Genomic DNA, 25,453 nt, shown 5'->3' on the forward strand with positions numbered 1-25,453 from the left:
TCCCGCGGGCGGGCGGCCGGCCGCCGGTCGCGCCGGGGGACGTCCGCCGCCGCCATGCACGGAGACCCGCGCGGACGCATGCACGCCTCCGCGCGCGTCGGCCTCCTGGGTCATCAGGGCCAGACTGGTGAATGCGAGGGCCAGGGAGCCCATCAGGATGGATCGCTTGAGAACAGGCTTCATCGTGGGGGCTCCGTTAGGGTGTGGCGGGGGCGGCGTCGGCGGCGACGATGGTAATAGGGTGATCGTCCTTCGTGGGGGTGAAGGTGAAGACGGCATCCGCCGGACGGGCGTTGGTGTCCCAGGTCAGATTGGCCACGAACTGCGGCTCACCCGGAACCTCCTTGGTCGTGATCACATAGCGCAGCGGCAAGGGGGCGTCCCCTTGCGCGATCCAGATCTGCCAATCCACGTCCGCTTGGCGGAAGGCGTAGTGATCGGCCAACTGGCCCGAGATCCGGCTCGTGCCGACGGTCATGGCTTCTTGAATGCCCTCGGAGGCGTCTTCCGCGGCGCCCCAGTAGAAAAGGTCGACGAGCGGAAACTCGATGCCGAACTTGGCCTGGACCTTGTCGAGCACTTCGCGGATGGTGGGCGGGGCCGGGACCGAGGCGTAGTAGCGGGTCTCGGGCGCCACCAGGGTGAAGGTCTTGCCGTCGTAGTAGATCTCACGCGCCTTGCGGTCGGTCTCGACGTCGGCGCGCAGCCGGTCCGGGCGGCGCACCTGGAGTTCGACCGTCTTGGTGAGCTGGATCTTCTGACCGGAGTCCAGTACCTCGTCGGTCGCGTCATCGACCCGCACGCTGAAGGATTCGAGGGTGCGCAGATAGGCGCCCATGCGTCCCAGCGCCTGCATGGCCGCGGGGTCGATCACGGGCATTCCGGGGAGGTCGACGGGCTCCTGCGCCGGCGCTTCGGCCAGCACGGGGCTCGCGCCGGCGAGGCTCGCTAGGAGCAGCGCCGCCAGGGACGTGGCGAAGGGTTTCATGCGGTGGTCCTCTTCAGGGTTGCGGATCATGTGCGCGATTCCTTCGCCGTCGAATCCATGCCTTCAGACGTGGCGGCGCGAAAACGCTCCACCGCCAGGGGGAGATTGAAGATCAGCCGCTCGCGGCCCAGCGTCTCGCCGAGCGGGGAGCGCTGCACCATCGCGAGCACCTCGGGGTTGAGCGCCACCAGCCACAGCTGGGCGCCGCGCTCGCGCAGCCGCTCCTCGCCCTCGGTGAGCATCTTGAGCGCCGAGTACTCGATGTCGATCACGGCACTGAAGTCCATCACCAGCACTCGCGGCTCGGCGGCGTCGATCAGCGGCCAGACCTGCTCGCCGATGCGCTGGGCATTGGCGAAGAAGAGGCGCCCCTCGGGCCGCACCATCAGCAGTCCGGGGAAGGTCTCGTCGTCCGGGTGAGCGTCCGATCTTGGCCGGAAAACCTCGGTGCCCGGCTTGCGCCCGAGCACATAGAGGCGCGGATGCGCGGCCTGATAGGCCAGGGAGACCAAGGAGACGATGATGGCCACCAGGATCCCCTTGAGTGTCCCGAGTACGACCACGCCGGCGAAGGCGGCCAGCGCCCAGAGGAACTCCATGCGCCGGATTCGCAGGATGGCGAACAGCTCGGCCGGCTGGATCAGCCCGATCGAATAGACGATGACGACGGCCGCCAGCGTCGCCTGCGGCATCAGGCCCATGAGGGGCGCGAGCAAGAGCAGGGTGGCGACGGCGGCCGCGGCCGTCACCAGGCCGGCGATCTGGGTGCGCGCGCCGGCGCGCCGGTTCACCGCCGTCTGCGAGGTGCCGCCACCGCCCGGCATGGCGCCGAAGAGACCGCCGGCGACGTTGCCGAGCCCGGTCGCCACCAGCTCCTGGTTGGGCACCGGGCGCGGCTCGCCCCGCCCGGCGAAGGCCCGCGCGGCGGCGATGGTTTCGGTGAAGCTCATGAGCGCGATGCCGAGCGCGCCGGGCCACAGCTGCTCGACCAGCGCCAGGTTGGGCAGGCTCAGGGCGGGCAGACCCTGGGGGATGTGGCCGACGATCGCCACGCCCTGGTCCTGCAGCGCGAGCAGCCCCGAGACGGCGATGCCGAGCGCGACCGCGACCAGCGGCGCCGGGGCGCGCGGGGCCAGGCGCTCGATCCCGAGCAGGATGGCCAGCATGGCGACGCCGACCGCCAGGGTCGCGAGCGAGGTCTCGGGCAGGTGCGCGACGAGCGCGAGGAAGTCGCGCAGGAAGCCGGTCTTCTCGATATGGATGCCGAGCAGCTTGGGCACCTGATCCAGGATGATGACCAGCCCGATGCCCGCCTTGAACCCGGTCAGCACCGGCTCCGAGATGAAGCTGGCGACGACCCCGAGCCGCAGCACCGCGGCCAGGATCAGCATGACCCCGACCAGGACCGCGAGCGTCGCCGAGGCCGTCAGCAGCGCCGTCGGATCCCCGTTCGGCACCACCAGCGCGAGCTGGGTGCCGGTGAGGATCGCGAGCGTCGTGGTGGTGGTGACGCTGAGCGGCCGCGAGGTGCCGAGGATGGCGTAGATCACCAGGGGGACGAAGGCGGTGTAGAGCCCCACCTCCACCGGCAGCCCGGCGATGGTGGCATAGGCCATGGCCTTGGGGATGACCACGGCGGCGGTGGTCAGGCCGGCAACCAGGTCCAGACGCAACCACTCCGGTTGGTAGCCGCCGAGCCAGTCGCGCATTGGGATGGCACTCATCGCGGATTCACTCCGAAAGCTCGCCGGGCTCGTTGGGGACGCCCTCCGGAAGCAGGAAGGGCGTGGCGAAACTGAGCGGCGTCATCATGAGCGCCCCGCCGCCCGGCCGGCCGATCTCCGCCTGGACGTAGAGGCGATCGAAGAGCGCGTCCGCCTCGGCCGCCGCCACGACGATGCTGACCAGTCGCACCAGCGTCGGCTCCGGGAGCGTGCCGCGACGCGCGCTGGTCTCCCGCAGCACGGAATGACCACGGCAATAGACGGAATTCGCCCGTATCACGCCCTGCCGGTCGCGCAGCCATCCCAGCAGGCGCCGCTCGCTGCCGTCGTCGGGGAGGATGCAGGAGATCAGCTTGGCCGCGCCGCCGGGAACGGGGTTCAAGGGCTCGGGGGCGCTCATGAGGTCGTCTCCTGCCCCGGCACCCGCGCCAAGACCTCGCGCGGGATGTAGGTCGCGAGCCGCTCGACGGGTGTGATGTAGGCCAGACCGGCGCCGGGGCGGCCGAGGTCGGCGGCGTGGTACACCGCCTCGAAGACCACCTCCTGGTAGTCGCTCGCGACCAGGATGCTGACGACATCCTTCTCCGCCTCGATCGCGATGCCGAGCAGCCCCAGGCGCTCGCGCGGTCCGATGCCGCGGGCGTGGTAGACGAGCGCCCCGGCCGCGCCCATCGCCTGGGCGGCCTGGATGACGGCGTCGCCGCGCCCGGCCTCGACGATGCAGGTGATGAGCGCCACGTCGGTCAGATAGGTGATCTTGTCGTCGTTCATAGCGGTGACTGAGCCTCCAGCGCTGAATGAGTGGCCGGCTCGCGACGGGCCGCGCGCGCTTGCCGCCAGAGGTGCAGGCGCGCCCAGAGCCCGGTCAGCAGCACGCTGATGATGGGGCCGATGGAGGCCAGACAAAGGATGCCGAAGCCTTCGACGGCGTGCGTCGCGTTCCCCAACCCGAGCCCCATCGCGAGCACCAGGGGCACGGTGATCGGCCCCGTGGTGACACCGGCGCTGTCCCAGGCAACGTTCACGAACTCCTCCGAGGACACCAGGGTCAGGGCGGCGGCGAGCAGATAGGGCGGGACGATCAGCCATACCAGCGGCAGGTCGAAGACCAGCTTGGTCAGGCCCAGGGCGATCCCGCAGGCGACCCCGACCGACACCGCCAGGATGAGCGTGCGCTTCTTGAAGAAGCCGTTGGTCAGCTGCTCGGCGGTCACGCCCAGGGCGTTGAGCGCCGGCTCGGCGATGGTGGCGCCGAAGCCGAGCACCCAGGCGAAGACCACCGCGAGCGTGAGTCCGACCCCATAGCGATAGAGCGGCGAGCCGTCCGCGCCGGGGATCTCCATGAAGGCCGCCGGCACCAGGGAGCCCGCGCTCCCGCCGAGCGCCGAGAGCCCGTAGGTCAGCCCCAGGTTGAACAGGCACATGCCGATCACCGTCAGCGCGATGCCGAGCCCGATCTCGCGCGGGCGCGGCAACGCCTCTTTCAGCACCAGCTTCAGGATGACGAGCAGGAAGAGCACCAGCGGCAGGATGGCGCGGATGCCCATCAGCACCTCGGCGCCGGGGCTGCGGGCGTACCAGGCGAGATGCTCCGTGGACGCGCTTGCAACCGTGGTCGCGGCGGCGAGGATCTCCGCCGGCGTGACGGTTCCGGCGACATAGAAGGTCAGCAGCAGGACGCCGATGATGGGGAAGAGCGAGGCCAGGGTCACGATGCCGAAGCCGGACAGACCCGAGTCGCCCCGCCCGGCGGCGGCCGCGATGCCGATGCCGAGCGAGAGCACCAGCGGCACCGTGACCGGCCCGGTGGTCACGGCCCCGGCATCCCAGGCGAGCCCCAGCACCTTGGCCAGCTCCGGCTGGCTCGCGCCATAGAGCGTCAGCCCAAGCACCGGGACCAGCGAGGCGTAGATCAGGGGCTTGAGGCTCCAGCCGTACAGAAAACGCAGGGTGCCCAGTACCGCGGCGAGCCCGACGCTGGCCCCGATGACCAGCACCAGCACACCGGACCAGGGGTTGAGCAGCGCCCAGAGATAGGGCGCGCGCTCGGGCGAGACGTTCTGCCCCGCCGCCTGGAGCGCCCCGATCGCGGGCTCCGCGAAGGTCACGCCGATGCCGAGCAGTAGCGTGATGAGTAGCACCAGGGGCAGCGGCGACTTGCGCGGCAGGCGATGCCCGATCAGCTCGCCGAAGGGCATCAGACCCAGCTTCAGCCCCTCCATGAAAAACATCAGACCCAGGATCACCGCGAAGAGCCCGCCGGTGACCAGCCAGGAGTCCGCGATCAACTGGCGCAGGATGAGGATTTGAAAGAGCGCGAGATAGACCGCCAGTGGCACCACGGCCTTGAGCTGATCCAGGAAGCGCACCGAGACATAGGGCCGCAGCAGACGCGCGACCTCGTCCGGATGCAGCCGGATGGGGCCGGTCGCGGGCGCGGGCAGCGGGCGGCCGCGCGCATCGCGACCCGCGGACGGGATGATGGCGTTGAAGCTCAGCTCACGCCGCCCGGCACCGATGGCGCGGAGATAGTCGGCGTAGCGCGCCTGGTTTTTCGTCACGCTCATGACCTGTCCTCGCGGGCATCGGAAGGGAAGTCCTGGAGCAGTCCATAGGCGCGCCGCGCGGCCTCGATCACCTCGATCCCCGCGCGGGACGCGATCTCGTCGAATCGGATCAGCGGCGGCTGCAGCGACAGCTCCATCGCCGCGATCAGGGTCTTGCAGGCATCGGAGGCCAGATAGCGGTTCAGCTCCGATTGCGATGTCCATTCCTCAACCAACATGATGGCATCTGGCTCCTCGGCATCATGATAGAGCAGGCAGCCGAGGCAGCCAGGTGTCACACGTGTCGGTTCAAGGAGTGCTCGGACGGCCTTCAGGACGTCGTCGCGGCAGGATGGCGCGATCAGGACGCTCAATGAAAATCGGATCATTGGACCGGAGGACACTCGGATGGACCATGCGAGTGCTAGAGCAAGAACGCAGCCAACGCTGATGTGGTCCGTCGAGCGGTCGGCACCGTCCAGCAAATCAGCGACTTGAAGAGACCGTCTGCCCATTCCACCAACCGCAGGGTTGCCCGAGACTCCGATATGTCGGAGTTACCACGAAACGTTGGGCGACTCTCGTGCGCCGTGCATCCCCCAAGGGGGTAGTCTTCAACCTGACACGGATAGGAGGCATCGCGGTCTTGACGCGGTGCTCCGAGAATCATCTGGAAGCCGAATGCCGAGGGTGAATGTGATGTTGAACCTGACACTGGCACTGGTCGTCGCGGCCCTGCTGGTTTGGGCGTATGCGCATTGGCCGCCTGTTGCGCTGCCTCTGGATGCGAGCGCGGATCACCTGCTCGTGCTCAAGTCCGAGCGCAAGCTCAGGCTCTATCGTGGTCGGGAGCTGCTGCGCGAATATCGGGTTTCGCTGGGCTTCGCGCCCCGCGGCGCCAAGGAGCGCGAGGGTGACGGCAAGACGCCCGAGGGGCGCTATGTGATCGACTACCGCAACCCCAACAGCCGTTTCTATCGGTCACTCCACATCGCCTATCCGACGGCAACCGAGGTCGCACGCGCGCAGGCGAAGGGGGTCTCGCCGGGCGGCATGATCATGATTCACGGGCTGCGCAATGACCGCGGCTTCTGGGGGCGATTGCACCGTCTGCGCGACTGGACGGCGGGATGCATCGCCGTCACCAATGCTGAGATGGCGGAGATCTGGCGCCTGGTCCCGGACGGGACGCCGATCGAGATTCGGCCCTAGCGCTTTGTCTTGCGGGGCGGGCGAGGGACGATCTTGACCGTTTTCACGCCATTGTCGGAGGTCTGGATGATCTCGATGGGGTGATCATGCAGCTTGAGGCTGGTTCCTGGCTCCGGGATGGTCTCCAGATACTCCAGGATGAGGCCGTTCAGGGTCTTTGGACCTGTCGTTGGCAGCTCCCAGCGCAGCGCGCGATTGAGGTCGCGGACGCTGATGGCACCGTCGATCAGGAGGCTGCCATCTTCGGTGCGATGGACGTCGCCGATGCTGTCGGATGGATCGGTCGTGAACTCGCCGACGATCTCTTCGAGCAGATCCGTCAGCGTAATGAGGCCCATGAAGTCGCCGTACTCATCGACGACGATTCCGATCTGTTGCTTGCGGCGTTGGAAATTGAGGAGCTGTTGATAGAGCGCCGTGCCCTCGGGCACGAAATAGGGCTCCTGAGCGATCTCGCGCAGACGTGTCCGATCCAGGCCCTGTTCGAGCAAGGCGTGCAGGGCGTTCCTGGCATGCAGGATGCCGATGACGTTGTCGATGCTGCCGTCATAGAGGGGCAGGCGGGTGTAGCTGGTGTTGCGGATCGTGTGGAGGATCTCATCCTGGTCGTCCTGGATGTCGATACCTTCCACGTCGTTGCGCGGGATCATGATGTCTTCAACGGTGGCATGCTCCAGGTCCAGGATGGCCAGGAGCATGGAGCGGCTGCGTTCGGGGATCATGGCGCCAGCCTCGCTGACGACGGTACGCAACTCCTCTCGGCTGAGATCGGTACCCTGGCCGCCCTCGGGCACGATGCCAATCAGCTTCAGCAGCCCGTTGGTGAAGAAGTTCACGAGCCAGACGAAGGGGTAGAGCACCTTCAGCAGCGGGGCGTAGATATAGGCCGCGGGGAAGGCGAGCCGCTCCGGGTGCAGGGTCGCGTAGGTCTTGGGTGCGACCTCGGCGAAGATCAGGATCACCAGGGTCAGGATCCCCGCCCCCAGACTGATGGCCCCCTCGCCGCCGATGCGCAGCGCGATCACGGTGGCGATGGACGCGGCCATGATGTTGACGAAGTTGTTGCCGAGCAGGATGAGCCCGATCAGGCGGTCTGGCCGATCCAGCAGTCTGCGTGCGATCCGGGCGCCACGGTTGCCTTGATCGGCCATGTGCCGCAGCTTGTAGCGGTTGATGGTCAAGAGCGCGGTCTCCGAGCCCGAGAAGAAGGCCGAGAGATTGATCAGGACGAAGAGCGCGAGAAAGAGGCCGGGTAATGGCAGTTCGTTCACGGAAAGCCGATGGGTGGCTGAAGATTGGCCCATTCTAGCGAAACGGGGCGCCCGCCGCGAATGGGTGGCCGCTTCTGGAGCGCGGGGATCTGGTCACTTGCAGTTCCCTGTGAGTCGGGCATACTCCGGCCCTTTTTCGACAGGGGCTCACGATGTTCAAGAATGCTCGATTCTACCGTTTGGATACGCCGTTCGGTCTGGATGCCACTGAGCTGGAGGAGCGCCTGGGTGGACGGCGGTTCCGCCCCTGCGGGCCGGTGGAGACGGCGACCTTGGGCTGGGCCGCGCCCTTGGGCGAGGAGACCGCCGCGCTCGTCCATGCGGTGAGCGGCTGCTTCCTCATGTGCGCGCGCAAGCAGGAGCGTCTGCTGCCGTCCGCCGCCGTGGCGGAGGCGCTCGATGAGCGCGTCAGCGAACTGGAGGCGGGAGAGGCGCGCGACGTGGGCCGCTCCGAGCGCCGCCGGCTGCGTGAGCAGATCGTCACCGAGATGCTGCCGCGTGCCTTCACCCGCTCGCGCCGAACCCAGCTCTATGTGGATACCGAAGCCGGTTGGCTGGTCGTGGATGCCGGGAGCGAGAAGCAGGCCGAGGAGATCGTCTCGCTGCTGCGCGAGACCCTGGAGAGCCTCCCGGCGAAGCTGCCGGCCCCGGAGAAGACCCCGGCGACGATCATGACCTCCTGGCTCCTGGATGGCACCGCCCCGGACGATTTCGTCTCCGGAGATGCCTGTGAGCTGCGCGACGCCGAGGACAACGCCAGCGTCGTCCGCTGCAGCGGGCAGGATCTCTCCAGCGATGAGATCCTCAATCACATGCGCGCCGGAAAGCGCGCGACCAAGCTTGCCCTCGAGTGGGACGAGCGACTGAGTTTCACCCTGGCGGACGATCTCTCCCTCAAGCGTCTGCGGGTCGGCGAGGCCCTGCTCGAAGAGCTCGACGGTGACGACCTCGACCCCGCGATGCGGCTGGATGCGGAGTTCGCCATCCTGGCGCTGCAGATGCGGCAATTGATCGCCAGGCTCGACGAGGTGTTTGGCTTGGCGCCACGGGAGATCTGACGAGCTTCGGGCTTGAGTCCAGCGTAGCCCGAGGGCGCGCCGCGAGGCGCGTCCGTCTGACACCTGACACCTGACAACTCGCCCCGCGCAGCGATGCGCTTGCCCCGCGTCTCAGACGCCGTAGAAGGCGCGATACCACTGGACGAACCGCGCGATGCCCTCCGAAACAGGGGTGTCGGGGTGATAGTCGGTGTCGCGCGCGAGATCCTCCACGTCCGCGTAGGTATCCGGAACGTCCCCCGGCTGCAGCGGCAGTAGCTCCATCTCGGCCTTCTTGCCCAGACAGTCTTCAAGTACCTGGATGTATTCCATCAACTCAACAGGCTTGTTATTGCCGATGTTGTAGAGCCGGTAGGGGGCTAGGCTGGTAGCCGCGTCCGGCGCAGCGCCGGACCACTGCGGATTGCCTTCCGCGACCCGATCGAGCACGCGGATGACGCCCTCGACGATGTCGTCGATGTAGGTGAAGTCGCGCCTGTGCTTGCCGTAGTTGAACACCGGGATCTTCTCCCCGGCGAGGATGGCGCGCGTGAACTTGAAGAGCGCCATGTCGGGCCGGCCCCAGGGGCCGTAGACGGTGAAGAAGCGCAGGCCGGTGGTCGGGAGCTGGTAGAGGTGGCTGTAGGTATGCGCCATCAGCTCGTTGGCCTTCTTGCTCGCGGCATAGAGGCTCAAGGGATGGTCCACGTTGTCGTGCACCGAGAAGGGCATCTCGGTGTTGGCGCCATAGACCGAGCTGCTGGAGGCATAGACCAGATGCTCGACGCCGTGGTGACGGCAGGCCTCGAGCACATTGGCGAAGCCGACCAGGTTGGTCCGCACGTAGGCCATGGGGTTTTCGATCGAGTAGCGGACCCCCGCCTGCGCGGCGAGATTGACGACGCGATCCGGGCGCTGCTCGGCGAAGACGCGGTTGAGCGCCCCGGTGTCCTCGATGTCCACCCGCTGGTCCTTGAAGGCCGGGTGGGCTTGGGTGCGGGCAAGCCGCGCCTCTTTCAGCCGAACGTCGTAGTAATCGTTGAGATTGTCGACTCCGATCACCGTATCGCCGCGTTCGAGCAGGCGCAGTGACAAGGCGGAGCCGATGAAGCCGGCGCTGCCGGTGACTAAGACCTTCATGAATGACTTCTCTGGATGAGTGCGTGTCTGGATGCGTGCGTGCGGTGATGTGTCAGAGCCGGCCGTCGACCTCGGCGCGTGGAAGCAGCGCCTTGACGTCGTAGAGGATGGCGCCGGGTTTGCCGAGGGCGCGGATGCCGGACGCGCCCATCGCAAGGAGCTGGCGGTGCGCGACGGCGAGGATGACGGCGTCGTAAGCACCCTGTTGCGGCTGAGCGACGAGCTGGATGCCATACTCGTGTTCGGCCTCCGCGGGGTTCGCCCAAGGGTCATGGACATCGCACCGCAGGCCATAGTCTTGCAACTCCGCGATGATATCCACGACGCGCGTGTTGCGCAGGTCGGGGCAATTCTCCTTGAAGGTCAATCCCAGGATGAGAATCCGCGACTCCGGGGTGATGGAGCGCCGGCGCGTCATGAGCTTGATGACCTGCCCGGCGACGTAGGCGCCCATGCTGTCGTTGAGCCGCCGCCCGGCGAGGATGACCTCCGGGTGATAGCCGATCTCCTGCGCCTTGTGGGTCAGATAGTAGGGGTCCACGCCGATGCAGTGGCCACCGACCAGACCCGGTCGGAAGGGCAGGAAGTTCCACTTGGTGCCGGCGGCCTCCAGCACCTCCAGGGTGTCGATGTCCAGCCGGTTGAAGATGAGCGCCAGCTCATTGATGAGGGCGATGTTCAGGTCGCGTTGGGTGTTCTCGATCACCTTGGCCGCCTCGGCAACGCGGATGCTGCTCGCAAGATGGGTGCCCGCGGTCACCACCGAGGCGTAGAGCGCATCGACGAACCGCGCGACCTCCGGGGTCGAGCCCGAGGTGACTTTCTTGATGGTCGTCAGGCGGTGCTCCTTGTCGCCGGGGTTGATGCGCTCGGGGCTGTAGCCGGCGAAGAAATCCTGGTTATAGGTGAGGCCCGAGTGCTCCTCGATGATGGGGATGCAGACCTCCTCGGTCGCCCCTGGGTAGACCGTGGACTCGAAGACCACGACGCAGCCAGGTCGGATGACCTCGCCCAAGAGACGGCTGGCCGCTTGCAGCGGACTCAAGTCGGGCTGACGGTGCGCGTTGATGGGCGTTGGGACGGTGACGATGTAGAGGTCGCAGGCCGCCAGATCCTCCGGGGCGTCGGCATAGGCCAGGTGGCGCGCCTGACGCAGCTCCTCGGGCTCGACCTCGAGGGATGAGTCGCGCCCCTCGCGCAGCTCGGCGATCCGGGCCGGGTTGACGTCGTATCCCAGGGTCGGATAGCGCTTGCCGAGCTCGACGGCGAGCGGGAGCCCGACATAGCCAAGCCCGATGATGGCGATCTTGACCCGACTCAGGTCCAGTTGAAACGAAGCGGCCACGCGGTGTTCTCCTTGATCGACGGCTGTTGCCGGGATTCTATCGGCCATCACCGTTGCGAACCAGCGCCGCGGCGCGCGCGCCACTGAGTGCCAAGGTAGCCGCGCCGAAGGCGGCCTCCGGCCGCGCGGCTGGCTCGACGGGGCAGCCGAGCCGGCGCGCGCGAATCCGTGTCCAGACCGCGTTGGCGGCTCCGCCCCCGACCGTCCTGACCCTGGTCGGGATGGCGGCGCCGAGTTCGGCCAGACGCGCGTAGCCTTCGGCTTCGATGTCCGCGATGCCTTCCAGGAGCCCCTGCAGGAAGCGGACGGGATCGGCCGGGCGCGGCTGAAGGCGCGGCTCCAGGTCCGGCGCCTGCCGCGGAAAGCGCTCGCCTCTCCCCGCAAGCGGGTAGTAGTCGAGACCCGTGTCGGTCTCGGGATCGATGGCGCGGCTCAACGCCTCCAGCTCGCCGTCGCTGAAGAACTGCCGCAGCACCGCGCCCCCGCTGTTCGAGGCGCCGCCCACGAGCCAATGGTCGCCGAAACGGTGACTGTAGACGCCATAGCGGCTGGCGTTGACCGGGTGCTCGGAGACGACCTTGACGACCAGCGTGCTTCCGAGCGAGGTGACGGCGTCGCCTGGGCGACTGACGCCAGCGGCGATGGCGGCCGCGGTGCTGTCGGTCGTCCCGGCGAGGACGGCGGTTTCGGGCGGGAAGCCGATGGCCGCCGCGACGGTGCCATCCAGTCTGCCGATGAGAGATCCGGGCGCGACGATTCGTGGCAAGGCGATCGTCTGCGGGACCAGGGTCAGCACCCAGCCGGGCCAACCCAGCCCTTCGACGTCGAAGCCCAGCTTCAGGGCATTGTTCCAGTCGCTGACGTCGAAGCATCCCGAGAGACGGCCGCCGATCCAGTCGGCCTGATGCAAGGCACGCGTGCCTGGCGCCGCCCCGAGCCTGTCGCCCAGGGCGATGAGCTTGGCGAGACTCGCGCTTGCGCCCAGCGCCGGAGACTGCGCCGGCGCGACAGGCGCGATCCGCGCGGCGGCCTCTGCCGCGCTCTGATCGTTGTACATGAGGGCTGGCCCCAGTGGCCGGCCGCGCGCGTCCGCCAGCAGCAGGGTCGCCGAGGTCGCGTCGACGCATAGGGCCGCCGGGGAATGGGAGCCGAGTCTGGCGGCCAAGGCGCCGAGGACCTGGCAGCTCGCTCGCCACCAGTGCTCGGGGTCTTGCTCGATGCGACCGGAGGCGGCTCTGGCGGGCGCGCGGATGGCGACTTCGGCGTGGGAGACCTCCCCACCCAGGGAATCGATCGCGATCGCCCGGCAGCCGGAGGTGCCGATGTCGAGTCCGACGAAGCAAGGCTGTCCCATGGCAGGCGTCCTCATCCTTTGTCAGTCCTCTGCGGGGTGGCGGCGCTGGCCGATTGCTCGATCAGCCAGCGCCCGAGTGCGCGGGTCGCGGGACCGGCGCCGGCCGGGTCGGCATAGACCAGATAGAGCGTCTCGGGGCGTGTGGCGCCTTGCTCCAGCGGTAGCGGCCGCAGCTCCGCGCGCGCCAGCTCGGTGGCGATGTGCGCCCGCGGAATCCAGGCGAACCCCAGGCCGCGCTTGAGGATGGCGATGGCGGTCAGCAGGTGCGAGACCGTCCAGCGCTCCTCGGCCTCCAGCCAACCGCTGTCGACCTGACGGAAGCGTCCGGTATCGCGGATCACGATCTGTCGGTGGGCGCGCAGATCCTCCAGGGTCAGGGGACGTTCGAGGCGATGCAGCGCATGGTCCGCGCGGGCGACGGCGAGGAAGTCCACCCGCACCAGCGGCTCGCCGAGAAAGCCCGGCGGGACCTGCCCGGTGATCGCCAGATCCACCTGGTGTTGGAGCAATGCCTCGCTGGTCCCGGAGAGCACCGTCTCGATCAGCTGCACCCGCGTCTGGGGTACCTCGGCGCCGAAGCGGGCGAGGGCGCCGAGCAGCGGATCCGGCGGCATCACGATCTCGACCGCCAGTCGGACCTGCGTCTCCCAGCCCTGGGCGAGCGTCGCCGCCAACTGCTCCAGACGCCGGGCCTCCTCGAGCAGGAGGCGTGCCCGCTGCAACAGCACCTGTCCCTGATCGGTGAGCAGGCTGCGCCGGCCCTGCGGGGCCAGCACCGTCACCGGTAGCTGCTCCTGCAGGCGCTTCAGGCTGTAGCTCACCGAGGACTGACTGCGCCGCAGTGCCTCGGCGGCGGCCTCGAAGCCGCCGTGATCGACCACCGCCCGCAGGGTGGCCCATTGCTCCAGGGTCGTGCGGGGAGGCTCGCTGGACATGGTTGATCAAGATATTCGATGGAATAGGCCAAGAATGAGCATAAATCGATTGCCTCATTGGATCTATCTTCATGCGCAAGCTCAGCACTCTCAAGCCCACCATCATCCCAATGCGAGGAATCGATCATGTCCCAGCTCCTGCACATCGACGCCAGTCTCTTCTCCAGCGACGGGGTCTCCTCGACCCTGGCCCGTGAGTTCGTGGAGCGCCTGCGCGCGCGGGATCCCAAGATGCGCGTCACCCATCGCGATCTCGGCCGCGCGCCGATCCCGCACCTGGACGCCGAGCGGCTCTCCGCCATCAATACCGCCGCCGCGCAGCGCACCCCCGCGCAGCAGCGCATCGCCGAGGAGGCGGACCGGTTGATCGCCGAGTTGCAGACGGCCGATCGTCTGGTGCTTGGCGTGCCCATGTACAACTTCGGGGTCCCGAGCGTGCTCAAGGCCTGGTTCGACCACGTGGCGCGCGCCGGGGTGACCTTCCGCTATACGGCGACCGGGCCGCAAGGGCTCCTCACTGGCAAGCGGGCGGTCGTCGTCACCAGTCGCGGCGGCCGCCATCGCGATCAGCCCACGGATACCCAGAGTGGTTACCTCACCACCATGCTGGGGTTCCTCGGGATCACCGACCTTGAATTCGTCTACGCCGAAGGACTGAATCTCGGTGAGACCGAGCGCCAGCACAGCCTGGCCGCGGCGACCCAGACCATTCAACAACTCGCCGCCACCTGAGCCTTCAACGGAGGAGTCGAGACCATGTCGACCATGACCACGCAGACCATGACCACGCAGACCATGACCATCGAACGCATTCTCACCGCCATGCCCGCCTCCGACGGTGACGGGGTCAAGCTCCACCGCATCGTCGGACCCGAGGGGATGCGCGGACTCGACCCCTTTCTGTTGCTCGACGACTTCAGCGCGGAGACGGCGGACGAGGCCATCGCCGGATTCCCAGCCCATCCGCACCGCGGCTTCGAGACGGTGACCTATATGCTGGAGGGCGGGATGCTCCATGAGGATCATCTCGGTCACCGGGGACTGATCCTCGCCGGCGGGGTGCAATGGATGACGGCCGGACGCGGGGTCATTCACTCCGAGATGCCGCGGCAGGACGGCGGGCGCATGCATGGGCTCCAGCTCTGGATCAATCTGCCCGCCAAGGACAAGTTGATCGCCCCGGCCTATCGGCATCTCCCGGCGGAAGTCATCCCTGCCGCGAATCTGGCGAACGGCGTCCAGGTGAAGGTGATCGCCGGGGTCTTCGCGGACGGTGAGACCCCGATCACCGGCGCGGCGCGGGGCATCGCCACGGATCCGCTCTATCTGGATGTCCGGCTGCCGGTCGGCGCGGCGCTTGAAGTCCCTATCCCGGAGGGATACCGCGCCCTGGTGTATCTGATCGGGGGGCAGCTCGAGGTGTCTGGCCAGCGGCTCGCTGCCCGCCAGATGGCGGTGCTGGGGACGGGAGAGGGCATCGGACTGGAGGCGGCTGAGGCGGGTGCCCGGGCGTTGGTCCTGGCCGCCCGACCGCTGGGCGAGCCGGTCGCCCACTACGGCCCCTTCGTGATGAACACCCAGGAAGAGATCGGGCGGGCGATTCAGGACTACGAGCGGGGCTGCCTGGCGGCCTGAGCCGCGCGGCCCGACCGATGCGCAAGGCCGTGCCCGGCGCCACGCCGCGCCGGGGCGCCATCACAACCGCTGGGATTCCGTCAGTTTGTATCCCAGCACGACCAGGGCGAGCAGCAGGGTGATCCCATTGGCGAGGATGATCGGCCAGGCCGCCAGCAGGATCCCGTAGATCCACCACAAGGCCACTCCGGCACTGAAGAGCAGATACATCCCGAGCGAGATGGCTCGGGTGTCGCGGGTGCGCGGCGTCTGCACCACCTGCGGCACGAAGGCCGAGGTGGTGAGCAGGGCGGCGGCATAGCCGAGCAGATCAGACAACGACATCAGGATGGATCTGGAGGTAGGTGGTCATGCTCGCCGATCAGCTGTGCATCGACCTCGCGGACCTGTGGCCAGGTCGCGAGCCCGAGTGCTGCCGGGCGATGCGGCGAGGCCGCTTGGGCAAGGGTCCATGGGGCCGGATGGTCAGGGCAAGGCACGCCTCGTCGTTGGGGGCAGGGTGCGTGGAACGCCATGCGAGCCCGGCTAACGGGCGAATGCGGTGATCACGCTGTAACAGACCTGTGGGTCTTCGCACATGTCGACGAAGCTCAGCGTGCGGGCCTGCCAGGCCTGGAAGTCGCTGCCCTGGTCGATATGGTTCATGTTGCGGAAGCCCATGCTCCAGTCGACGAAGGTCCGCTTGCGGATCGACCCCTCGAAGATGGTGCGCACCGAGTGGTGACGGGGATCCTGGCCGATGTGCTGCGCGAGCTGTTCGACACGCGAACGGCTGCCCTCCAGCACCTGCATGAAGGAGCCGTTGAGGTAGAGCAGGAAACCCGTGATCCCCCTGGCGCGATTGGCGGAGCGCGAGTGTTCGAGCAGCGCGCGCAGCTCGTCATCGCTCATCGGCTCGGTGGCCACGCTCACGTAGAGGATCGTGTAGAGCGCTTCCGTGACCTCAGGATCGCCGCTCGGGATTCTGTCGTGGAGCAGCGCCAGGAGGTCATCCGGTTTCATGGGGCGATAGAAGTGGAACCCTTGCACATAGTCGCACCCGATGTCGCGCAGGTAATCGAGCTGGTTTTCGTTTTCGACACCCTCCGCGATGACCTTCAAGTGCATGGCACGCGCCATGCTGCTCACGGCGGAGACGATGGCCTTGCTGTCGTGGCGCTTCTCGATGCCGTCGATGAACTCGCGGTCGATCTTGAGGGTGCTCACCGGCATGCGCAGCAGCTGAGAGAGCGAGGAATAGCCGGTGCCGAAATCGTCGACGGCAACGTGCAGCCCCAATTCGGCGAGCTGGCGCAGCACGCGCAGGTTGGTCGTGACGTCGCTCATGAGGGACGTCTCGGTCAGCTCGAGCAGCACGCGGTTCGGATCGGCCCCGGTTGCCTCCAGGCTGGACTGGAAGGCGTTCACCAGGGTCTCGTCATTGAGCTGGCGGGCGGAGATGTTGACGCTCACATAGGGCGCTTGCTCGCCATGGAGCGCGCGCCACTGCGCCTCGGCGAGGCATGCCTGGTGAAAGACCCACTTGCCGATGGGGACGATCGAGCCTGTCATCTCGGCGATCGGGATGAATTGGCCTGGCGAGACCTCGCCCTCCGGCGGCATCCAGCGCAGCAACAGCTCGGCGCCTCGGATCAGCTGCCGCTCCACGCAGAGGATGGGTTGGAAGCGCACCTGCAGCTCGTTGCGCTCGATCGCGAGCCGCAGCCCGTTGGTGATGTCCAGGCGCTTGCGCACCTGATCGTGGATCTCCTCGCTGAAGAAGCGCCAGCTGTCGCGGCCCTGCTCCTTGGCGTTGTACATGGCCGCGTCCGCGTTGCGCAGCAGGTCGTCCGCGCTGTGGGTGGTGCCGTGGCCCATGGCCAGCCCGATGCTCGCGGTGGCGAAGAGCCGGTGTCCCTGAATCTCAAGCGGCTTGCGCAGCATGTCGTTGATGCGTTCGGCCAGACCGCTGACGGCCACCGGCGAGCCGATCTGGTCGCAGAGGATGACGAACTCGTCGCCGCCGAGCCGGCCCACGGTGTCGCCCGGGCGCACCTGATCGAGCAGGCGCCATCCGATGGTCTTGAGCAGCTCGTCGCCGGTGGCATGGCCGTGGCTGTCGTTGATTAGCTTGAAGCCGTCCAGATCGATGAAGAGCAGGGCGACGCCCTGTCCCTGATGCTTGGAGCGCTCGAGCGCGCGGGTCAGGCGCTCGTGGATGAGGGTGCGGTTCGGCAGCCCGGTGAGCGAATCATGGGAGGCGCGCCAGACGAGCTCGTTCTCCGCGAGCTTGCGGTCGGTGATGTCGCGCAGCGAGGCGACCAGGATCCACTGATCGTCGGCCCTGATCTTGGAGATGGAGACCTCGGCCGGAAAGATGGTGCCATCCTGGCGCAGCGCGCTCACGTCGCGGCGCTGCCCCATGCGCCGCTCCGCCTGCGTGCTGCGCAGAAAGCCTTCCACCTGGTGCGGGTGCTGCTGCCTGAATTGTGGTGGGACCAGGGCGTGGATGGAGAGACCGATGAGCGCTTCCGGGCGGTAGCCGAAGAGTTCGCCGGCCCGCCGATTGGCTTCGATGATGGTGCCGTCGGACGTGCTGGCCACCACGGCGACGTCCGCCATGGCGAGGATGCGGTAGGAGGCGTGCTGCTGCTGTGCGGTGAGTGCGCGGGTGTCGACGCAGGCCAGGGTATAGCCTTTGATGACGCCCTCCTCATAGAGCATGGGCTCGGCAACGACCGCGAGACGCCTGAGCGTTCCGTCGGCACGGCGCGCGGTGAGGGTGCCGCTCCATTCGGGCATCCGCTCCAGCGAGGGAAGGATGGTCGAAATGGCCTCCGCATCGTCCCAGAGATCGGTGATCGGCAGCCCAGTGAGCTGGGTGTCCTCCGCGAAGCCCCAGAGTCGCAGGAGGGTCCGGTTGAAGAGTTCGATCTTGCCCTCGCGGTCGATCCCGGCCACGGCGATGGCCATGCCGCCTTCACTGAGCGCGGGTTCCTGGCTCGACGCGGCGTCCCCGTCCGGCGTTGCTGGCAGGCAATAGCGATAGCGCTCGGGGATGATCGGGGGGCGGGCGCCGAAATGCTTGAGCACGCGGAAGCTGCCGTCGAAGCTGCAGCGCGCGAGGTAGTGGTTCAGCTCGGCATGATGGGTGAGGGCATCCATGCGCACATGCCCTTGTGGACCTTCGATCTGGACCTGCTCCAGGGCCTTCACCAAGGCCGCCGGCGCGAGGGATCCGGCCGCGTTGGCGGCCTTGGCGAAGGCATGCAGCGCCACATAGGCCCCTTCGCCGAAGTTGGTGAGGATCCCTTTGCCGGTCGGCCAGAGTCCCTCGACGTCCTCGAGCGCGGCGAGCGCGGCGAGGACGCGCCGGTTGGCCGGCGTCTCGACCGTCATGAAGTAGGTGTTGCTCGAATAGAGCCCCTCGCGCACCTCCGGTGGCAGCAGGGCGGCCAGCGCCTCGTCGAAGTTGCACATGACGACGGCCATGTGACGCTTGAGACCGCGTTGGTTGAGTCGGGTCAGGAAATCGAGCTGCTCCTCGCCCTCGAAGAAGGGGATCAGCACGTCCGCGCCTGAGCATTGGGCGTGGTCGAGCATCTGCTCGAACCCGTTGCTGCCGGTCGCTGGAAAGTCCGCGCCCAGGATCTCGCCGCCTTGCTCGCTCAGTGCGCGTCTCGCCGTCTCGACCGCGGCGCGTTGCCACTCCTGATTGCTCCCGGCGAAGAACATCTTGGGGCCGGCCACCTTCACCATGTGGGCGATCATGCGGTCGATCTGCTGATTGGGCAGGGCGCCAAAGGAGAAGAAGAAGGGGTTGTAGAGGCTGCCTTCGTAGAAGGCGCAGTTGAGGTAGGGCGTCTCGCGCTGCTCGGCGACCTGGGTGGCGACCGCCGTGCGGGTGCTGGCGGGCAGATTGCCGATCAGGGCCACGCAACCGAGATCCAGGAGCCGCTCGGCGGTGTGGATGGCGGTCTCGGGCAGACCGCCGTCGTCGGCGATGATGAGTTCCAGGGCGCGCCCCAGGACACCCCCCGCCGCGTTGACCTCGGAACGGGCGATCTGGCCGGCCCAGGACATCTCGGGTCCATAGAGCGCGCCCAATCCGGAGAGCGGCGGCATGACTCCGATGCGCAGAGGTTCGGTCGAGGTCGCGTCAGTCGAAAGCTGTGACATGGCAGGTCCACCCAAGGCAGCGGAAGAGGGAGGCGCTGACCGATTCAGGGCCTCCCGGCGGCACGCGCTGGCGCCGCCAGGCTCGACGACCGCCAGTCGCCGAGGTTCTGGAGTGGGGGAATGGACTCCTCCGACTCCGTGGTGATCCGGACTCCAGACCGATCTGCTCAAGAGCGCCCGCAAATCGGCGCTCCTGCACGGCGTTGCAGTCTCTGGTAACTAGCATGCCGGGCCGGCGCCCGGCAAGGTTCGCCGTCGGGCGCCCGGCCCCTCGGGGGGCTGACGTCCCGCCGCTCCCGCTCAATCCTCGCGCCGATCGGCGAGGCCCGTCAGCTCCCAGAGCAGGTCGAGTTCCGCGCGCAGTGCGGCCACCTCCGCCTCCAGCGTCTCGAGACGGGCGCCCTGGGGTCCGGGCGCGGCGTGGCCCGACGTCTGCGACGGCGGCTCGAGATCCTCCTCGGACGGCTTGCCGCACAGCAGGTGGGCGAACCTCTGCTCGCGCTTGCCGGGCAGCCGCGGCAGTTCCACCGCGAGCGCGTGCTCGCGCTCGATCATGGCGTGGAGCGTCTTGGTGACGGCGTCGAGATCGCGGAAATCCGCCAGGCGGGCGCAATTGGTGCGCAGCTCCCCTGGGGTTTGCGGGCCGCGCAGCATGAGCACGCAGAGGATGGCCTGCTCCTCGCGGCTGAGGAAGAAGGTGCCGACCATCTTGTGGTCATAGCGCTCCGTGCGGCCGCTGAAGCTGGCATGCACCAGCCCCTTGTCCCTCAGTTGGTTGACGGTGTGCCCGACCTCCCCCGGTGACAGGTTCATGACCGGGTGGCGCGCGCTCTTCTGGTTGCAGGCGCTGATCAGGCCGTTGAGCGTCAGGGGGTACTGGTCGGGCGTGGTGCGTTGCTTCTCCATCAGACAGCCGATGACGCGGGCCTCGGCGGGTGTCAGGAAGGGGGCCGCAGCAGCTGAGTCGAGGTCGTTGGACATCTTGGGTAGGGTGCTCGTGGTTCTTGGGACGGCTAGGGTGCGCGCGGCTCGGCCGCATCGATCAGCCCTGTTTTACACAGCCGAGGCCACTTCGTCCAGATGGTCGGCACGCGACTCCCGCACGGACTGCAGCCCGCGGGCGGCCTGCCGCAGCCAGCTCAGGACGTCGTCGCGGCCCCTGCGCTCAAACGCCCGCGCGAGCTCGCCGATGGGCCGTAGCTGGCGCGCCGCGGCCATGAGCACCTGAGCGTCTTCGACTGCGATGAGGCCGCGCGCGAGTGCCTCCGCCAGGTGGCGGCGGCTGAGGTCCGCCAGGAGCGGCAGGCTGGGCTCCAGGGCGCGATGGCCCGCGACGAAGCAGCGCAGCTCCCGGTCTGCCTCGGGAGCGTTCGGTTCCGGCGCCTCGTGGACCGGGAGCAGGGCGCTGATGGCGAGCGCGATGCCAGGCTCCAAGGCGCGCAGGGGGCCGGGGAGGAGCACGGTCAGCGCGGCTTCCAGTCGGCGCTGCGCCCCGGCGATGAGCCTCTGTCCCGCCTGGGTCGTACCCTGGAGCACGACGACGGCATGCTCGCCGCTCGCGGCGTTGCGGCTGGAGCCGATGTGCACCGGGACATGGCCGCAGCGCTGCCAGAAGTCGATCAACCCGGGCGTCGCGCCGAAGCTGGCGCCTGTGCAGTCCAGGCCTTCGGCGAGCGCCTTTTGGCGCAGTGCATCCAGGAGCCTTCGGCCCAGGCCGCGGCCCTGGGCCGCCGGGTGGACGGCGATCCGGATGACGCGCAGATAGCGCAGGGTCGGCGCCCCGTGGATGCCGGCGTGTGCCGAGAGCGTCTGCGGCAGGAGATGACCGCGCGGCCGGCGCTGCCCACGGTAGATGGCGTTACGCAGGTCCGCGTCGTCGAACCCGCCCTCGGCCGCGGCGAGCAGGGTGGCGACGACGCTGCCGGCGTGGCGCAGCACCAGGATGCGCACATTGGGTCCGTCGAGGAGCATGCGCAGGTCCATGGGGCGGGTTTGGTAGTGCGCCAGGGTCAGGAGACCGAAGAGCTGGCGCAGCGTCTCATCGTCACGCGCCAGGCGTGCTGGGTCGATCCGCTCGCAGGCGCAGTTGAGCGGCGTGGCCGCGGCGACCTGATCGTCCGGGGCGGGCGCGGCATCCAGGAGCAGGGCGCGGAAGCAGAGTGCCTCCAGGGGATCGCCATCGGCCCAGCGGATCGGCTGCTCCAGTTCGAGCGCGCGCCAGTCCGGGGTCAGGCGATCCAGGCGGTCGCGGAAACGGATGTCGAAGCCGCGACCCGTGCCCTCGTAGCCATGGACGGTGGTGGCGAAGACGATACGGCCATAGTGCGCGAGCATGGACTCCAGCAGCGGCGCGGGGATGCCGGCCGCCTCGTCGACCAGGAGGAGGTCGGCGGGCGGGCGCTCGCTGACGAGCTGGCCCGGCGGCAGGAAGCTCAGGTGATGCGCGCGCTCTGGGGCCAGGGGTGCGCCCTCTCCCGACGCCAGCACGGCCCGCGCGTGTCGGAACAGGCTCTCGACGGCGGCCTGGCTGGGTGCCGTGACCAGGATGCGTCGCGCTCCAGTCGACAGCAACTGGCCGGCCGCAAGCCCCAGCGCCGCACTCTTGCCGCGCCCCCGGTGCGCCTTGAGCACGAGCGGGCGGCGGGCGCGGCCGCGCGCGGTCTTTAGCACGGCCGCGAGGGCGCGTTGCTGATCCGGCGTGCAGGCGTGTGCGAGCGCGCGCGACGGCCGTCCGGCCGCCGTCGCCGTTGTCGCTGCGGCTGGCAGTGGGGGCAGCCCGCGCTGTCCTTGATCGATCTGGATGAGGTGCGGGTCCTCTTGGAGGACACGCGTCAACCGCTCCAGGAAATGCCCGCTCACATCCCTGGACCTGTGCGGCCAGACCGCAATGCGCTCGGCCTGCGGGTCGGGTAGCGCGGGCCAGGTGGCGAGCGGTGGTGTCAGGAGCACCAGTAGGCCGCCTCCGACGATGGCGCCGGTCGCCGCGCCGAAGCCGTCCGGGTCGAAACCGCTGTGGGCGTCATAGAGGAGCAGGTCCAGGTCGCGCCCGAGCAGCTTGTGGGCCGATCTGAGTGGGAGGGCGTCAGCAGCGAGCGCCCGATCCGTGAGCCAGACCGGCTGCCGCAGCGGGAAGAGGCGGCAGATGGAGGTGGCCGCGGCATGCGTCCAGTCCGGCGTGCCACTCAGCCGGATGGCGACTCTGTGGTTGGCCGCCAGGGCTCGCCGATGCAGCGCGGTCAGTCGCTCCGTCAGTGCGGCGTCGGCGACTGGGCTCCAGGGTGACGGGTCGTCTGCGCTCGCCTGGGTCATGGCGTCATCGCGCCCGTGACGGGCACGAAGCGCACGGGTAGGAGGTTCTCCTGGGACAGGCTTCCATCGCCGTTCTTGGTGAAGCGTGCGAGCTGCTGGACACTGTCCGGCGCGCCCACGGGAATCACCAGATGCCCACCCGTTGTGAGCTGATCGATCAGGTGCGGAGGGATGTGCGGGGCGGCGGCCGTTACGATGATGCCAGCGAAGGGGGCGGCCTCGGGCCAGCCGAGCCAGCCGTCGCCGGCACGGACATGGACCTGAGGGTAGCCGAGATCCGCGAGGGTTCGGGCCGCGCGCTCCGCCAGTTCGGGGACGATCTCGACCGTGTAGACCTCGACGCCCAGGGCGGCGAGAACGGCGGCTTGATAGCCGGAGCCCGTTCCCAGCTCGAACACGCGGTCTCCCGGCCCGACCTCGAGCAGCTGGCTCATGATGGCGACGATGTAGGGCTGCGAGATGGTTTGCCCGCCGCCGATGGGGAGAGGGGCGTTGAGGTAGGCCAGGTCGCGCTGGCGATCGGGCACGAAGCGGTGGCGGGGCACCTCCAGCATCGCCCGCTCGACGGCCGGACTCAGTGCCGAGAAGCCCAGCTCGCGCGCCGTCGCGCCAACCTCGGCCTGGATCTGAGCGAGCAGATGGCGGCGTTCTTCAGTCATGGCATTGTCCTCGGCGCAGGCCGGCAGGCCCAACGCCGACAGCGAGACGGCGATCAACCAGGCGCGTGCCCAGCGGAGGGCGGTCACTGGAAACGGCATGGGTGGGATACTCACGGGACGGGGCGCGCCTACTTGAAGAGCGCCTCGGCGGCTTGCCGCAGCGCATCGGTTTCTGGGGCGACGGAGCTTGCGCCCGCGCCGGGCGTCGTCGGCTCGAAGAGCTCGCAGAAGTTGGCGGCGGTCTTGTCGAGGATGCGCTCCACCATGGGCTCGACGCATTCGTTCGCCCGGCCAGGCGCGTAGTGGCGGCAGTTGCGGCAGCAGCGCGTCGGTTTGCCGCAGCCGATACAACTGGTTTCACGCCCGTAATCCAGCGTGCTCAGCGCGCGAGCGCAGCGCCAGCAGTGACCCAGGATCTCTTCTGTCATCAGGACGCTCTCCACTGGTGTCGCCAATCGCCGGCGCCGATCGCGCCTTTGGTTAGGCGCGTGCCGCGATCGTCATGGAGATTGTTCAGGGTTCCGCCAATTTTTCAAGGGCGGGGCGGTGAGAGCGGGCGCGAAGAATCATTCGATGAGTTGGGCCTGCCCGGAGTCCGGCGCTCAGGATCGAGGGAACAGGCCGTTTCGGGTCGCCAGCTCCAGCGGTCGGTCCGCAAGCATCCGCCCGTCCAAGGAGCCGGCCGGCATCTTCGCGTCCTCAGCCCTCGCCGCCGAATCGAAAAAGATCGGTCATGCAGGGTGTTGCGGCAAGAGGCGATGGCGATCAGTAAAAAGGGGGCCAAATGGCCCCCCGGAAATCGACCCTAGCCTGGGGTCGAGCATCTCGCGCTTATCCGAAAATATCGTGCACGATGTTGTTGTACCAGCTATACGCGTACTGGACTTCGCGGGCAAGCGCCCAGTCGGGCGCGTCCATGGGCGTGAGACCACCGGAGTCTGGCACGGATGCGATCTCTGACCCATCCTCGCTCAGACGATAGACGGCGGCGATCGAGATGCCGTAGTCCGGGGCGATGATGGAATAGCAGGTGTTGATGTAGGAGGGCGTTCCAGGCTCCTGGCCCTTGAGCAGGGCGACGATGGCGGCCGCGGCGACCTTGCCCTGGCTGTTGGCCGAGTACCCGGACTTGGGCATGCCGGTCGCGATGCAGGCGTCGCCGATGACATGGATGCCTTTGTGAATCGAGGACTCGAAGGTCTTCTTGTCGACCGGGCACCAGCCGCCATCGTTGGTCAGGCCGGCGCTCTGGGCGATCTTGCCGGCGCGCTGGGGCGGGATGAGGTTGAAGACATCGGCCTTGATCTCGTCGCCGAAGCTGGTCTCGGCAACCATCTTGCCTCCGTCCACCTTGACGACGGCGGCATCGGGACCCGGACGCCATTCGATCAAAGCATTGTCCGTGCCGAAGCCGTAGCGGCGCTCCCAGCCCTGGGTGAAGAGGCCCTGCTTGGAGAACTTCTGCTTGCTGTCGAGGATGATGACCTTCGACTTGGGCTTATGGCTCTTGAGGTAGTGCGCGATCTGGCTGGCGCGCTCGTAGGGTCCCGGCGGACACCGGAAGGGGTCCGGCGGCGCGGCGATGACCACTGTGCCGCCGTCGGCCATGGACTCGAGCTGCTTGCGCAGCAGGGCGGTCTGCTCGCCGGCCTTCCATGCATGCGGGATGCGGTTGGCGGCCTCCTCGCTATAGCCCTCGATCTTGTCGTACATGAGCTCGATGCCGGGCGCGACGACGCAGCGGTCGTAGCCGAATTCCTTGTCGCCAGCGGTCTTCACGACCTTCTTATCCGGGTCGATGCCGGCCGCGCTGTCATGGACGACATTGATCCCGAGCGCCTTGAGGCCGTCGTAGCCCTGCTTGATCGAAGCGAGCGTGCGCTCTCCGCCGAGCACCTCGTTGCTCATGTAGCAGGTGTAGTAGTCCTTGTTCGGCTCGATGAGGGTGACGTCGATGCTCGCGTCTGCCTTCTTGATGTATTTGGCCGCGGTGGCGCCGCCGGTGCCGCCGCCCACGACCACGACCTTGTGGCCAGCTCCAAGCACGAGGTGCGGGAAACCCAAGGCGGCGGCCGCCGCGGCGGCTCCCGAGACCTTGATGAAATCGCGTCTGCTGAATGTCATGTCTGTGCTCCTCCTC

23 protein-coding genes are annotated in these 25,453 nt (G+C 67.9%); 4 read left to right on the plus strand and 19 right to left on the minus strand.

Features of this window, described 5'->3' with window-relative positions; genetic code table 11:
- The 7 genes from CKO23_RS06725 to CKO23_RS06755 all read right to left on the minus strand — a co-directional run.
- The coding region (locus CKO23_RS06725) for a hypothetical protein (protein ID WP_200329334.1) at positions 1 to 183 on the minus strand (183 nt) is incomplete at its 3' end.
- 13 nt (positions 184 to 196) lie between these two features.
- Positions 197 to 1,018, minus strand: coding sequence for a DUF2092 domain-containing protein (locus CKO23_RS06730; RefSeq protein WP_242482260.1), 822 nt, complete (start codon positions 1,016 to 1,018; stop codon positions 197 to 199).
- Positions 1,015 to 2,712 (minus strand): SulP family inorganic anion transporter, encoded by a 1,698-nt coding sequence (locus tag CKO23_RS06735; RefSeq protein ID WP_242482261.1) that lies wholly within the window; start codon positions 2,710 to 2,712, stop codon positions 1,015 to 1,017. The genes CKO23_RS06730 and CKO23_RS06735 overlap by 4 nt, the downstream gene beginning before the upstream one ends.
- A gap of 7 nt (positions 2,713 to 2,719) precedes the next feature.
- The gene (locus tag CKO23_RS06740) at positions 2,720 to 3,112 is read right to left on the minus strand and encodes a hypothetical protein (RefSeq protein ID WP_200329336.1); all 393 of its coding nucleotides are present in this window, start codon (positions 3,110 to 3,112) and stop codon (positions 2,720 to 2,722) included.
- Positions 3,109 to 3,483, minus strand: a complete 375-nt coding sequence (locus CKO23_RS06745) for a P-II family nitrogen regulator (RefSeq protein ID WP_200329338.1) — start codon at positions 3,481 to 3,483, stop codon at positions 3,109 to 3,111. The genes CKO23_RS06740 and CKO23_RS06745 overlap by 4 nt, the downstream gene beginning before the upstream one ends.
- Positions 3,480 to 5,279 (minus strand): DUF1538 domain-containing protein, encoded by a 1,800-nt coding sequence (locus tag CKO23_RS06750; protein WP_200329340.1) that lies wholly within the window; start codon positions 5,277 to 5,279, stop codon positions 3,480 to 3,482. The genes CKO23_RS06745 and CKO23_RS06750 overlap by 4 nt, the downstream gene beginning before the upstream one ends.
- Positions 5,276 to 5,632 carry a putative quinol monooxygenase gene (locus tag CKO23_RS06755; RefSeq protein WP_200329342.1) on the minus strand — a complete coding sequence of 119 codons (357 nt, stop codon included), beginning with the start codon at positions 5,630 to 5,632 and terminating at the stop codon, positions 5,276 to 5,278. The genes CKO23_RS06750 and CKO23_RS06755 overlap by 4 nt, the downstream gene beginning before the upstream one ends.
- Positions 5,633 to 5,957: 325 nt before the next feature.
- Between CKO23_RS06755 and CKO23_RS06760 the strand changes: the two genes are divergently transcribed.
- A complete protein-coding gene (locus CKO23_RS06760) occupies positions 5,958 to 6,470 on the plus strand; it encodes a L,D-transpeptidase family protein (RefSeq protein WP_242482262.1) in 513 nt (170 codons plus the stop codon).
- Here CKO23_RS06760 and CKO23_RS06765 read toward each other — a convergent pair.
- Positions 6,467 to 7,741, minus strand: a complete 1,275-nt coding sequence (locus CKO23_RS06765; protein WP_200329346.1) for a CNNM domain-containing protein — start codon at positions 7,739 to 7,741, stop codon at positions 6,467 to 6,469. The two genes, CKO23_RS06760 and CKO23_RS06765, sit on opposite strands and share 4 nt — an antisense overlap.
- 152 nt (positions 7,742 to 7,893) lie before the next feature.
- Between CKO23_RS06765 and CKO23_RS06770 the strand changes: the two genes are divergently transcribed.
- Positions 7,894 to 8,799 carry a recombination-associated protein RdgC gene (locus tag CKO23_RS06770; protein WP_200329348.1) on the plus strand — a complete coding sequence of 302 codons (906 nt, stop codon included), beginning with the start codon at positions 7,894 to 7,896 and terminating at the stop codon, positions 8,797 to 8,799.
- 111 nt (positions 8,800 to 8,910) lie between these two features.
- Here CKO23_RS06770 and CKO23_RS06775 read toward each other — a convergent pair whose 3' ends face one another.
- Genes CKO23_RS06775 through CKO23_RS06790 form a run of 4 tightly spaced genes read right to left on the minus strand, consistent with a single transcriptional unit; the run spans position 8,911 to position 13,552 of the window.
- Complete coding sequence (locus CKO23_RS06775; RefSeq protein WP_200329350.1) at positions 8,911 to 9,918, minus strand: NAD-dependent epimerase; 1,008 nt, start codon at positions 9,916 to 9,918, stop codon at positions 8,911 to 8,913.
- A 52-nt stretch (positions 9,919 to 9,970) separates the two neighbouring features.
- On the minus strand, positions 9,971 to 11,263 hold the full coding sequence (gene tviB, locus CKO23_RS06780) for a Vi polysaccharide biosynthesis UDP-N-acetylglucosamine C-6 dehydrogenase TviB (protein ID WP_346014573.1): 1,293 nt from the start codon (positions 11,261 to 11,263) through the stop codon (positions 9,971 to 9,973).
- Between the two features lie 37 nt (positions 11,264 to 11,300).
- Positions 11,301 to 12,617 carry an FGGY-family carbohydrate kinase gene (locus CKO23_RS06785; RefSeq protein WP_200329354.1) on the minus strand — a complete coding sequence of 439 codons (1,317 nt, stop codon included), beginning with the start codon at positions 12,615 to 12,617 and terminating at the stop codon, positions 11,301 to 11,303.
- Between the two features lie 11 nt (positions 12,618 to 12,628).
- Positions 12,629 to 13,552 (minus strand): LysR family transcriptional regulator, encoded by a 924-nt coding sequence (locus tag CKO23_RS06790; protein WP_200329356.1) that lies wholly within the window; start codon positions 13,550 to 13,552, stop codon positions 12,629 to 12,631.
- A gap of 126 nt (positions 13,553 to 13,678) precedes the next feature.
- Here CKO23_RS06790 and CKO23_RS06795 point away from each other — a divergent pair, with 126 nt between their 5' ends.
- Both CKO23_RS06795 and CKO23_RS06800 read left to right on the plus strand, forming a co-directional pair.
- Positions 13,679 to 14,284 carry an FMN-dependent NADH-azoreductase gene (locus CKO23_RS06795; RefSeq protein WP_200329358.1) on the plus strand — a complete coding sequence of 202 codons (606 nt, stop codon included), beginning with the start codon at positions 13,679 to 13,681 and terminating at the stop codon, positions 14,282 to 14,284.
- Positions 14,285 to 14,308: 24 nt separating this feature from the next.
- Complete coding sequence (locus tag CKO23_RS06800) at positions 14,309 to 15,187, plus strand: pirin family protein (protein ID WP_242482263.1); 879 nt, start codon at positions 14,309 to 14,311, stop codon at positions 15,185 to 15,187.
- Between the two features lie 60 nt (positions 15,188 to 15,247).
- On the opposite strand, the gene CKO23_RS06805 is transcribed toward CKO23_RS06800, so the two are convergent.
- The 7 genes from CKO23_RS06805 to fccB form a co-directional block, all read right to left on the minus strand.
- Entirely contained in the window at positions 15,248 to 15,511 is a 264-nt protein-coding gene (locus CKO23_RS06805; protein ID WP_200329360.1) for a SemiSWEET transporter, read from the minus strand.
- Between the two features lie 201 nt (positions 15,512 to 15,712).
- Positions 15,713 to 19,345 (minus strand): EAL domain-containing protein, encoded by a 3,633-nt coding sequence (locus tag CKO23_RS06810; RefSeq protein ID WP_200329362.1) that lies wholly within the window; start codon positions 19,343 to 19,345, stop codon positions 15,713 to 15,715.
- 300 nt (positions 19,346 to 19,645) lie between these two features.
- Complete coding sequence (locus tag CKO23_RS06815; protein WP_200329364.1) at positions 19,646 to 20,326, minus strand: YceH family protein; 681 nt, start codon at positions 20,324 to 20,326, stop codon at positions 19,646 to 19,648.
- 72 nt (positions 20,327 to 20,398) lie between these two features.
- On the minus strand, positions 20,399 to 22,654 hold the full coding sequence (locus tag CKO23_RS06820; protein ID WP_200329366.1) for a tRNA(Met) cytidine acetyltransferase TmcA: 2,256 nt from the start codon (positions 22,652 to 22,654) through the stop codon (positions 20,399 to 20,401).
- Positions 22,651 to 23,313 carry a protein-L-isoaspartate(D-aspartate) O-methyltransferase gene (locus tag CKO23_RS06825; protein ID WP_200329535.1) on the minus strand — a complete coding sequence of 221 codons (663 nt, stop codon included), beginning with the start codon at positions 23,311 to 23,313 and terminating at the stop codon, positions 22,651 to 22,653. The genes CKO23_RS06820 and CKO23_RS06825 overlap by 4 nt, the downstream gene beginning before the upstream one ends.
- A 128-nt stretch (positions 23,314 to 23,441) precedes the next feature.
- A complete protein-coding gene (locus CKO23_RS06830; RefSeq protein WP_200329368.1) occupies positions 23,442 to 23,741 on the minus strand; it encodes a hypothetical protein in 300 nt (99 codons plus the stop codon).
- 403 nt (positions 23,742 to 24,144) lie between these two features.
- Positions 24,145 to 25,437: a sulfide-cytochrome-c reductase gene (gene fccB, locus CKO23_RS06835; RefSeq protein WP_200329370.1), complete on the minus strand. Its 1,293-nt coding sequence runs from the start codon at positions 25,435 to 25,437 to the stop codon at positions 24,145 to 24,147.
- Between the last annotated feature and the right edge of the window lie 16 nt (positions 25,438 to 25,453).

Origin of the sequence: Thiocystis violacea (assembly GCF_016583565.1) — a bacterium.
Lineage (GTDB): Bacteria > Pseudomonadota > Gammaproteobacteria > Chromatiales > Chromatiaceae > Thiorhodococcus > Thiorhodococcus violaceus_A.